16 protein-coding genes are annotated in these 10,343 nt (G+C 46.6%); 10 read left to right on the top strand and 6 right to left on the bottom strand.

Features of this window, described 5'->3' with window-relative positions:
- Positions 1–92 precede the first annotated feature (92 nt).
- Together METLA_RS23485 and METLA_RS21875 are read left to right on the top strand one after the other, a co-directional pair.
- Positions 93–629: a Thivi_2564 family membrane protein gene (locus tag METLA_RS23485; protein ID WP_024297812.1), complete on the top strand. Its 537-nt coding sequence runs from the start codon at positions 93–95 to the stop codon at positions 627–629.
- A 107-nt stretch (positions 630–736) separates the two neighbouring features.
- On the top strand, positions 737–1,030 hold the full coding sequence (locus tag METLA_RS21875) for a hemolysin III family protein (protein ID WP_084480085.1): 294 nt from the start codon (positions 737–739) through the stop codon (positions 1,028–1,030).
- On the opposite strand, the gene METLA_RS0106735 is transcribed toward METLA_RS21875, so the two are convergent.
- Complete coding sequence (locus METLA_RS0106735) at positions 1,002–1,202, bottom strand: CsbD family protein (protein WP_024297811.1); 201 nt, start codon at positions 1,200–1,202, stop codon at positions 1,002–1,004. The genes METLA_RS21875 and METLA_RS0106735 overlap by 29 nt on opposite strands.
- A 72-nt stretch (positions 1,203–1,274) precedes the next feature.
- Complete coding sequence (locus tag METLA_RS0106730; RefSeq protein WP_024297810.1) at positions 1,275–1,820, bottom strand: PRC-barrel domain-containing protein; 546 nt, start codon at positions 1,818–1,820, stop codon at positions 1,275–1,277.
- Positions 1,821–2,180: 360 nt separating this feature from the next.
- On the opposite strand from METLA_RS0106730, the gene METLA_RS0106725 reads away from it, so the two are divergent.
- Both METLA_RS0106725 and METLA_RS22540 read left to right on the top strand, forming a co-directional pair.
- Positions 2,181–2,369: a CsbD family protein gene (locus METLA_RS0106725; protein WP_024297809.1), complete on the top strand. Its 189-nt coding sequence runs from the start codon at positions 2,181–2,183 to the stop codon at positions 2,367–2,369.
- A gap of 191 nt (positions 2,370–2,560) precedes the next feature.
- Positions 2,561–2,707 carry a lmo0937 family membrane protein gene (locus METLA_RS22540; RefSeq protein WP_152539398.1) on the top strand — a complete coding sequence of 49 codons (147 nt, stop codon included), beginning with the start codon at positions 2,561–2,563 and terminating at the stop codon, positions 2,705–2,707.
- Positions 2,708–2,734: 27 nt separating this feature from the next.
- Here METLA_RS22540 and METLA_RS0106715 read toward each other — a convergent pair whose 3' ends face one another.
- Both METLA_RS0106715 and METLA_RS21870 read right to left on the bottom strand, forming a co-directional pair.
- The gene (locus METLA_RS0106715; protein WP_024297808.1) at positions 2,735–2,938 is read right to left on the bottom strand and encodes a hypothetical protein; all 204 of its coding nucleotides are present in this window, start codon (positions 2,936–2,938) and stop codon (positions 2,735–2,737) included.
- A gap of 310 nt (positions 2,939–3,248) precedes the next feature.
- On the bottom strand, positions 3,249–3,680 hold the full coding sequence (locus METLA_RS21870) for a TRL-like family protein (RefSeq protein WP_024297807.1): 432 nt from the start codon (positions 3,678–3,680) through the stop codon (positions 3,249–3,251).
- A 295-nt stretch (positions 3,681–3,975) separates the two neighbouring features.
- On the opposite strand from METLA_RS21870, the gene METLA_RS0106705 reads away from it, so the two are divergent.
- From METLA_RS0106705 to METLA_RS22535, 6 genes are all read left to right on the top strand, one after another.
- Complete coding sequence (locus tag METLA_RS0106705) at positions 3,976–4,752, top strand: lysophospholipid acyltransferase family protein (protein WP_084480084.1); 777 nt, start codon at positions 3,976–3,978, stop codon at positions 4,750–4,752.
- A 5-nt stretch (positions 4,753–4,757) separates the two neighbouring features.
- Positions 4,758–5,006, top strand: coding sequence for a phosphopantetheine-binding protein (locus METLA_RS0106700; protein ID WP_029646475.1), 249 nt, complete (start codon positions 4,758–4,760; stop codon positions 5,004–5,006).
- A 32-nt stretch (positions 5,007–5,038) separates the two neighbouring features.
- Positions 5,039–5,773, top strand: coding sequence for a glycosyltransferase family 2 protein (locus METLA_RS0106695; RefSeq protein WP_024297804.1), 735 nt, complete (start codon positions 5,039–5,041; stop codon positions 5,771–5,773).
- Complete coding sequence (locus METLA_RS0106690; protein ID WP_024297803.1) at positions 5,770–6,708, top strand: lysophospholipid acyltransferase family protein; 939 nt, start codon at positions 5,770–5,772, stop codon at positions 6,706–6,708. Before METLA_RS0106695 ends, METLA_RS0106690 begins: the two co-directional genes overlap by 4 nt.
- A gap of 33 nt (positions 6,709–6,741) precedes the next feature.
- A complete protein-coding gene (locus METLA_RS0106685) occupies positions 6,742–7,512 on the top strand; it encodes a polysaccharide deacetylase family protein (RefSeq protein ID WP_024297802.1) in 771 nt (256 codons plus the stop codon).
- Positions 7,513–7,821: 309 nt separating this feature from the next.
- On the top strand, positions 7,822–8,073 hold the full coding sequence (locus tag METLA_RS22535; RefSeq protein WP_152539397.1) for a hypothetical protein: 252 nt from the start codon (positions 7,822–7,824) through the stop codon (positions 8,071–8,073).
- A gap of 207 nt (positions 8,074–8,280) precedes the next feature.
- Here the strand turns inward: METLA_RS22535 and gorA are convergent, their stop codons facing one another.
- Together gorA and METLA_RS0106675 are read right to left on the bottom strand one after the other, a co-directional pair.
- Positions 8,281–9,642 (bottom strand): glutathione-disulfide reductase, encoded by a 1,362-nt coding sequence (gene gorA, locus METLA_RS0106680; RefSeq protein ID WP_024297801.1) that lies wholly within the window; start codon positions 9,640–9,642, stop codon positions 8,281–8,283.
- Positions 9,643–9,692: 50 nt separating this feature from the next.
- On the bottom strand, positions 9,693–10,223 hold the full coding sequence (locus METLA_RS0106675) for a peroxiredoxin (protein ID WP_024297800.1): 531 nt from the start codon (positions 10,221–10,223) through the stop codon (positions 9,693–9,695).
- Positions 10,224–10,343: the final 120 nt, after the last annotated feature.

Here is a 10,343-nt window from a genome sequence, read left to right as displayed (position 1 = left end):
GCATGGAGGGCGATGCCGATATTGAGTTGATAATATTCGGTTAGTAATGGTTTTTTACATCAATCATTTGATTTAATTTTAGGAGCAAGGCCATGGACTTAATTTCGCTTGTAGTCGTACTTATCGTTGTCGGCGTGCTGCTGTGGCTGGTCAACAACTATATCCCGATGGATGGCCGCATCAAGCAGATACTGAACATCGTGGTGATCATCGCGGTGGTGCTGTGGCTGCTGAGTGCGTTCGGCGTTTTGGGCGTACTGCCTATGGGGTTGGTTTCGGTAGTGGTGAGCCTGATCGTCGTCGGTTTGCTGTTGTGGCTGGTCAATACCTACATCCCGATGGAGTCACGAATCAAGCAGATCCTGAACCTCGTGGTGATTATCGCGGTGGTGCTATGGCTGCTGAACATATTTGGTGTCATGAGCGCAATTCCGCCGGTATTGCTTTCGGTGGTGGTGGCCCTCGTCGTCGTCGGCATTCTGCTGTGGGTGGTCAACAGCTACATTCCAATGGATGCGCGTGTCAAGCAGATCTTGAACATCGTAGTCATTATTGCGGTGGTGCTGTGGCTGCTGAGTGTATTCGGCGTTTTCAGTGGAATTCCACAGATTTACATTGGTAAAAGGTAGTTTTGATCTCAACGAGGTACTTCCCTAAAGTTTTATTAGGGGAGTAACTCTTGGCTGTGTTGTTTGGCAGCCGTAGTATCTACCGGGTTACCCTCTCATCTTGGTTTATGTATTCGCGGCGCTTTATCATGACTCAAATGGTCAAGGCAAGGCCGTTCTGTCAAAACTCGACCCAAGTGTCCATTTATCTCGTGATGGGATGGCTGATCGTAATTGCATTCAAGCCTTTGTTGCGAGTCTTGCCAATGTCGGGCTTTTATTGCCTTCTTACGGGAGGTTTATTTTACTCCGTCGGCGTGGTGTTTTACGCACTCGATACTAAACAACCACCCGCTTTAGCGGGTGGTTGTTTAGTGGACAGAAAACAAACGATCAATCGAGAGACTTCTCGAATTCCTTGATCCGCCTATCGGCTTCGTCTTGCGCGATTCCGTATTTCTCTTGTATCTTGCCGAGGAGTATATCGCGCTTACCGGCGATTTGGTCGAGTTCGTCATCGGTCAAATCACCCCATGTTTCCTTAACCTTACCCTTGATTTGTTTCCAATTGCCTTCTATACGATTCCAGCTCATTTCTGTTCTCCGTTAAGTTCATAATTATTGCAACGCCATTCCAAAGATCGCTAATGCTAGCCGACCTTTCCGTCAACCCTTGGGGTGATAGAAAGGAAATTGATTAATCTCTTCACGCAACCGTTGCCATTTATTTGATGTGTCTGGCCAGTGCTTCTTATCAAAACCGGGGGCCTTTTTTAAGGTCTCTTTATCCAGATCGAGGACGTAATACTGCTTATCACGATTCCAACTTAGCCCGTCCCATGGAATGGCAAACAGTTTATCCCCCATGCCCAATACACCGCCGAAGGAAACAACTCCGTAGACCACTTGGCCACTCTCCGGATCGATCACCAAGTCCTTGATGTCGCCGAGGTTCTCCCCGTTGGGATTTTTCACTTTGGTACCGATGATCTTGCTGGCGCGACTCACTTGCTGCATCGACTTGTTGGCCTCCTCGGTACGCTCTACCGATTCCTTTTGGCGCTCTTCCTTGAGTTCATGCTGCTTTTCTTTTACCTCCTGTTGTTTCTCCTGAAGCTGCTGTTGCTTCTCTTGGACGCCACCCGCAAAGGAGCTACCCATGAATGCCGCACTCAAAAAAGACACAACCGCAATGGAAATGAATGTTTTCATACTATCCTCCTAATTTTTTCAAATGTCCGGTATTCCGGTAAATTTCGAGATTTACTTGATACGGTGCGATGTTTCAAGAACACAAAAACAGTTTAACTAACTCACCATATAGAGTCGGTACGGCACTGCACATAACATCACTATCGGCGATATATCTCGAAGTTAGGTATATTCGCATCGCTGCGATGAATCCCGCCTATAGGAAAACCGCGTTCATGATGAAAAACCCTGGCCTATGTTTGCTGACGAACCGACCCTGAACGGATGAAGGAGTACCATATTATCTGATCGATGGAAAACATCATTCAACACTCAAGTTATGACCATGTGGTCATGGCTAACAATCATCAGGAGACAGACATGAGCAAAGAACAAGTGAAAGGCCGAGTCGAAGAAGCCAAAGGTAAAGTCAAGGAAGCCGCCGGGGTGTTACTGGACGACAAAGGTATGGAAATAGAAGGCAATGTCCAAAAGAACGTCGGTAAGGCCCGGGCGGGCCTTGCCGATCTCAAGGAGGATATTAAGGATGCCATTAATAAAGACGACTGAAACGGTGACTGTTGAGCAGTGCAGGCGAGTCAGGATAGGTTGGCCTGCACTGCTGCAACAAGATGCTCTCAAATAACTTTCTCACAGGAGCGGAACACGAGCTAACCTAACCGTTAAAGCGCGGTGTGGTTTATGTTCTTATCTGTGGTTCATAACGCCGTCAATTGACGGCCTCTTACGGAGAAGCACACATGCTTGAAACATTAGTGGTCCTACTAATTATCCTCTGGCTGCTGGGTTTGGTTTCCTCGTATACACTAGGCGGGTTCATTCACATACTATTGGTTATCGCGATCATCATAATCGTGCTGCGTGTGATTCAAGGCCGAAGGGTCTAGCGTCGCCAACATACGCGAAGGATTTCGTCAAAAATAACTTCCCGAAAACATCCGTCTTGAGAGGATGCACGGAATTTCAGCGCGGATTTCATCGAAAACGATCCCGATGTTTTCGGTGAAATCCGCGCAGTGCTTTTTTCCTGTCTTATAAACGACCGCCAAAATAGCCTCGGTGACTTTCAATCCGGCGGGCGCCTCTTCGTTTTTTCCGTCAATTTCTAGTGTAGCCACTGCATGTGTGACTGGTATCGAAACTGATGCGCATGATTCGCAAAGGTCAAATGATCATTGCAAAAAATCAAATGTCTTTCGGATAATGCGACAGAACGGCTGGGGTAGTCGAGGACATTAAGTGTCGCGAAATTTTTCACCGCTTGCTTTGGGCTGAGGTGCCCAAAGCAAGCTTTGGTGAAAATAGCATTCGGCTTGATTCGCTGGTACAAATTATGCTTTTTTTCGGTTAATGCGACAGAGCAGGCTAATCTTACAGAGCAGGTTAATCTTATGGGTGACCCCGGTTTTAGGTCGAACGATAGATCGCCTAGCGGCCTTTTACTATCGTGCACCATTCGCCGACGATATTTAAGAAATTCCTCGCCGAGTGATCCACTGTAGTGACCTCCGTGATATTTCCGTTTTGCTTTGCCGCGCGAACACTGGCATCGCCGCGCGCCAGCAAGCCCAGGATGGACTCCGCACAGGCTTTGCCTTCCTTCGTCACACCGGGGGTGCCAGAACCGGCTTCTCCGGTCGCTATATCGCCCCAGATAACCTCGGTACCCAGCATGCCCTTAATCGGCGAATCGACGATCATGCACCCGCTCAGGCTGGCCGCCAGGATCGCCACGCCTAGCGCCGACCCTGTCCTCATGGCTACATTTTTTCGTTTTACTATCGGAGTATCTGCGTATTCAAGACTGTGTTTATCTGCAAATCGTTCTTTGCGTACTTCTTCGCTTTGTTCATAGTTCATTGTCGCTCTCCTTATTTTGGATAGGAAATTCAATGGGCTCATACACCAATGTCGTGCTTTGCGGGTATTATAATCGTAATACTCCAATTAAATTGTACGACGCTTATTATAATCTTGTCAAGAAACCATTTTCGGGCAAGTGCAGCGCTTGCAGTATTCCCCAATAGATATATTATTTGTATTGGAAGTGGCGGTATCGTGATGACGAGAATCCTTTAAAATCGCTGTTCTCTTAGCGGATTCTTCTTGCTGAAGAGCGATCGTTGCGTTTGGGCAATCAGAGGTATAGCTGAACATGGCACAAAAAATAATCCAAAAGCTAACATACGGGTGGCGTCTTTTGGCTACAGGTTTCAGCTTTTTCAGTTTCGGTCTGATCGGTTTGTTATTGAGGTTTCTGGTTTTTCCGGTGCTATCCGTTTTGCCCGGCAATCGCTTGCAGCGAATAAGCCGGGGACAGCGCGTTGTGCATTACGGCGCTTATGTGTTCATCGGATTGATGCACAGACTCGGTCTCATGACTTACGAAATCAAAAACCTGGAGAAGCTTAACCGTCCGGGACAAATGATCATTGCCAATCATCCAACCTTGATAGATATTTTGTTTTTAATTAGCCGGATTAAACAGGCAAACTGCATTGTCAAAGAAAGTTTGTGGCGCAATCCTTTCATGCGCGGGCCTATTTTAAATGCCGGCTATATTAGTAACGGCGATCCTAAAAAAATGATCACCGAGTGTGTAGAGTGGTTGAAGTCTGGCGGAACCCTGATTATTTTTCCGGAAGGAACGCGCTCGGTGCCGGGCAAATCGTGTCGTTTTCAGCGGGGAGCCGCTACCATAGCCTTAGAGGCCAACAAGATAGTAACGCCTGTCACGCTGTCCTGTTATCCCAGCACCTTAACAAAAGCAGAGCCATGGTATCAAATTCCTTGCCGACGATTTCATTTCACCATGGATGTCGGCGAGGATATTGCGCTGGATGAATTTATAACAATTAAGCCTAAATCAATTGCTGCGCGGCGCTTTAATCAGTTTTTAGAAGATTATTTTACTCAGCAGAGAGGTCTATAAATCGTATGGAAAATGAATTAAAACAATTAATTATTGATGTACTGGAGCTGGAAGATATTAGCGTAGCCGATATTGATAGTCATGATGCCCTGTTTAATGAGGGCCTGGGTTTGGATTCCATCGATGCTCTTGAACTAGGTTTGGCTATCCGTAAAAAATACAATGTAAAAATTGATACTGAAAAAGAGGATGTGAAGAAGATTTTTGCTTCCGTTTCGACGTTGGCCGATTACATCAAATCAGTACAGGGTTAATGCATTTACGCAACCCACTTTCGAGAACACGCATGAGAACCTGCATCATCATCCCTGTTTATAATCATGAACATGCGATTCCTCGGGTTATATCCAGATTAAAAGGATACGGCATTTACTGCCTGCTGGTGAATGACGGCAGTTCAGCCGCATGCTCAGAGGTGCTGGAAGCCTGCGCCCGGCAGGAATCAGGCTGGCTTACCCTGTTAAACCGGGCGGAAAATGGCGGCAAAGGCGCGGCGGTTATTGATGGTTTCAATACCGCCATTCGGCTGGGATACACGCATGCGCTACAAATCGACGCCGATGGGCAGCATAATATCGATGATATTCCGCGCTTTCTTGAAGCCGGCAGGCTCAACCCGGAGGCAATGATTTTAGGCCAACCTGTTTTCGATGAATCCGTCCCTATAAGCCGGATGTACGGGCACTCTTTAACGAATCTGTGTATAGTGATAAACACCTTGTCCTTGGCAATCGCCGACGGCATGTGCGGTTTTCGACTCTATCCGCTGGCCGCCGTAGACAAATTAATCCGCACGACACCCATCGGCCAAGGCATGAATTATGATGTAGACATTGTCGTGCGTCTATACTGGCAGGGCGTCGAGGCCATCAATATACCGACAGCCGTACATTACCCTTACGATGGTGTGTCACATTTCAAGTTATGGCGTGATAATGTCATGATTGCAAAAACGCATGCCAAATTGTTTTTTGGCATGTTGATACGGATTCCGCAATTACTCTTAAGACACTGGCGATGAAAAAAACACTGCATTGGACGCAAATGGAGGAGGGTGGCGTGATTTGGGGCATGAGGCTTCTGTTGCGCATCTATCTGCTGTGTGGTCGCACGGTTCTGCAACTGTTTTTATACCCGGTCGTGATTTATTACTGGCTCATTAACCGGCAGGCCAGGCGGGCCAGTCAGACTTATCTGAACAGACTGGCGGTTTTTGCGCCGTCATTAAAACTGAGCGGCAGTTTCCTCTGGAGCTTCAGACACTTTATCAGTTTTGCCAATGCCATCATTGACAAACTCGCCGCCTGGTCCGGGGCTCTTACGCGGGCTGATGTGCAGTATCATGGTCGAAATGAAATAATATCTGAAATCCGCAAAGGGCAGGGCGTTGTATTGCTGGGCTCTCATCTCGGTAATCTTGAAGTTTGTCGCGTGATTGCGGATTTCGATAAAACGCTACACATTAATGTGTTAATCCACAACAAACATGCCCAAAAATTTAATCGGCTATTAAAGCAGACCAGTGATAACAGCCAGTTAAATCTGATTCAGGTCACTGAAATTACCGCGGCTACGTCCATGTTGTTGAAGGATAAAATTGAGGGGGGTGAACTCGTCATTATCGCCGCCGACAGATCGCTGCCGGGCAGCCGGCAGCATGTCACCAAGGTTAACTTTCTGGGGGGCGAAGCGTTGATGCCACAAGGACCGTTCATCCTGGCCGGCTTGCTGAAATGTCCGATTTATACCGTGTTTTGTCTCAAACAGCAGGGCAAGCATGTGATTTATTTCGACCATTTTAGTGACATGCTGAACTTCCACAGAAAAACGCGCGAGCAAGCCATACAGCAAATAACCCAGCGCTATGCGGAACGTTTGCAGACTTACTGTTTAAAAGAGCCGCTACAATGGTTCAACTTTTTCGATTTTTGGCGTGTTTCGCAGGATGATGAATAACAAAAATACCACCACCCACTTCATTGATTTCCTGTGACATTTAAATCGATCCGCAACAGTTTCTTCATCGCGATCAGCATTATGGGTTTGTTGACTGCGTTTTTTGGAATCAGTCCAGAGTGGCTGGGAGTGCCGGTCATCGTTTATCTGGCATCAGTCACTTATGGTTCGGTAATCATTGACTCCAACTTTCATGTTCAAGCCCATTGTCATGCCAATACGTCAGAAAAAGTCATTGCGCTGTCGTTTGACGATGGTCCTAACCGGGAGTACACCCCACAGGTGCTCTCGATATTGGCTCAGTACGCAGCAGCGGCAACTTTTTTTGTGATCGGAAAAAACATTCAGGGCAATGAAGCCCTTTTGCAACAGATAGATTCAGACGGGCACAGTATTGGAAACCACAGCTATACGCATTCTTTTTTTATGGATTTTAATAGCTTGCAAGGCTTTAAGGATGAACTAAACCAGACTGCAGAGAGTGTCTTCAATATCATAGGCAAACGTATGAGGTTATTTCGGCCGCCCTATGGCGTCACCACACCCAAACTTGCGCAAGCCTCAAAGGAGTTGAATTACAGCGTCATCGGCTGGAGCATCCGCTCGTTCGATACAACGGCCGCCTCCGAGCAATTCATCACCCGGCGCGTACAAACGCAAATAAAACCGGGCGCGATTATTCTGTTTCATGATCGTTCGGATAAAACCCTCCAGGTATTAAAACAAACGCTTAATTTTGCGAAACAAAATGGCTATAAAATTGTCACTGTAGAGCAGCTTTTGAAAATCAAAGCCTATGAATAACTGAACAGGGTTCTGTTGCAAATTTTTCAAAGTGAAAAATATTGGACGCTAATTGATAGAAGATAGTTTTTCAACCCTTGGCTAAAAATTCAGTAGTCACCATCATTCATCAGCTTATGTGCTGCACCGCACCGACCGAGGTCGATTTAACGGATATCCTGATTATTATGCAATAATCGCAGAGGGTGTTTTGACATGCATCATACTAAGACAATCGATATTTAGCGAAACTTCCAAAATTTCCAGGTGGCTTACATAACCACGGTTAAAGAAACCATCTAACAAAACGTACAACAAGAGGATACTACTATGAAAACTAAAGAAATTATAGCTATAGGTTTAGTGACTCTGGCATTACTGTCTGGCTGCAGCAAAGAAAAGGAGTCCACCTCTTCCACCACGAAAATCGTTACAACACCAGCTCCGGCGGGAGAGCCAGCTACAACTAAAACTCAGGAATCGACCTCCACCACGGAAAGCGTTACAAAACCTGCCCCGGCTGAAGAGCCAACTACAACTAAAACTCAGGAATCGACCTCCACCACATCCGAGACAAAATAATTAAGGTACGATTTGCCGGTTCCCAATTTCCTGATTGGGAACTCTATTTTGCAAGCTCCGGCCATTCAGCAATGGGGCCGCTAGTGCTTAAAAGGTGCGCCGCTTAAGCATGACCAAACAGCGGCTCCTTAGCGAAAATCAAAAGAGAAAGTGTTATCTCTTTTATAACTGTCAGGAAGATTTGTTAACATGGATATTTGATTGCCCTCATGGTGAATTTTGGGCGGCTTCACGCAGGGTAACAAATTCTTCGGCAGCAGTCGGGTGTATGCCGATTGTCGAGTCAAAGACCGCCTTGGTTGCGCCGGCTCGAATGGCAACCGCCATGCCCTGGATAATTTCAGGGGCGTCAGGCCCTACCATGTGTATGCCGACAACTCGGTCAGTGCTGCGTACCACGACCATCTTCATCAGGGTTTTTTCATCCATTCCGGCAAGCGTATTTTTCATCGGTGTGAAAGTGGTTTTGTAAATGTCGATGTCCGGGTATTTTTCGCGCGCCTGTGTTTCGGTTAGGCCTACCGTACCCATCGTGGGCTGGCTGAAAACTGCAGTGGGAATATTGTCATAATCTACCGGTCTTGGTTGATTGCCATACAATTGATTCACCAGGGCCATGCCCTCTGCTATCGCTACCGGAGTCAGGTTCATTCGGTTAGTCACATCACCCAGTGCATAGATCGACGGTACATTGGTTTGATAGTTATTGTTGATCTTAATCGCACCTTCCGTGTCCAGTTCGACGCCAAGCGTCTCTAGTCCAAATCCGGTTGAATTCGGTGCTCTGCCAGTGGCATACATCACCATGTCTGTGCTCACTTTGCCGCCATCAATTAACCGCGCTGAGAAGCAATCGCCTGATCTTTCTATCGCTTCAATATCGGTATTGAGAAGAATATGAATACCCTTCTTGGTCATTTCATCAGTCAGAAAATCACGTACATCCTCATCAAAACCACGAAGTAATTTGTCTCCCCGATGACAAATTGTCGTATTCACTCCAAGGCCATGAAGAATGCCGGCAAATTCCACCGCGATATAGCCGCCACCGACAATAACGATACGTTTGGGCAATTGTTTTAGGAAAAACATTGCGTTCGATGTGACGACGTGTTGCTTACCGGGTATGTCGGGAACAGACGGCCAGCCCCCTGTTGCAATCAGTATGCGTTCGGCACTGTATTCGGTACCACCGACAGCGACAGTATGCGCATCGAGCAAATTTGCTTTGCCATTGATAATACTGACGCCTGATTTTTGCAGCAGGTTGTAGTAGACAGTATGTAGGCGCTCAATCTCCTGATTTTTGTTGGTGAGCAAGCTTGTCCAGTTGAAAGTCAATTTACCCACTGTCCAGCCAAAACCCGCTGCTGCATTGAACTGATCTTTGAATTGGGAGGCATAAACAAACAGTTTTTTGGGGACACAACCCACATTAACACAGGTGCCGCCTAAATAACGCTCTTCAGCGATGGCTACCCTTACGCCATGACCGGATGCCATACGGGCTGCACGCACGCCTCCTGAGCCTGCGCCAATCACAAACAGGTCGTAGTCATATTGAGTCACTGGAGTATTCCGTTGATCAATAAAAGGTATGGAATGAAGGACAATTCCGGTTATTTTTTGTTATGTTTTACATAATCCAGCAGGGTATCGACATCGCTTACAGTAAAGGGGTCATCAGGGCAATTATCAACGCGGCCGGGTTCGCTGAATAATTTGATAATCTTTTTATCCTCGACAAGCATTGAATAGCGCCATGAACGATTGCCAAAACCAAAGTTTTCTTTTTTCACCAGCATGTCCATGGCTCGGGTAAAATCGCCATTGCCGTCGGGCAGCATTTTTACATGCTTGATGTCCAGATGCTTGCTCCATTGAAACATGGTAAAGGCATCATTAACACTCACGCAGTAAACTTCATCAATACCCTGATCAATGAGTTCTTGATATTTGGCCTCATAGCCGGGCAAATGTTTGCTTGAGCAGGTCGGTGTAAAGGCGCCGGGAAGCGCGAAAACAACAATTCTTTTCCCCTTAAAGATATCATCGGTGCTGACATCCTGCCAGCGAAACGGGTTGTCGCCTCCGATACTTTCGTCACGAACACGGGTTTTAAAAATCACATCGGGTACAGTTGAAAGCATGTTGAAACTCCTGGGTTTGGTAATATATGAGTCCAGATTTTTATTGCCTATTAATGGGAAATTTTCCTATTTTAATGGCTGCTAGACAATGTGTTGCAGGCTGGATTAGACTGGTATTTA

The organism is Methylomicrobium lacus LW14 (assembly GCF_000527095.1).
In the GTDB taxonomy this organism is placed as follows: domain Bacteria; phylum Pseudomonadota; class Gammaproteobacteria; order Methylococcales; family Methylomonadaceae; genus Methylomicrobium; species Methylomicrobium lacus.
The sequence above is the reverse complement of the archived record's forward strand: the minus strand, read 5'-3'. Positions and strand labels throughout refer to the sequence as shown.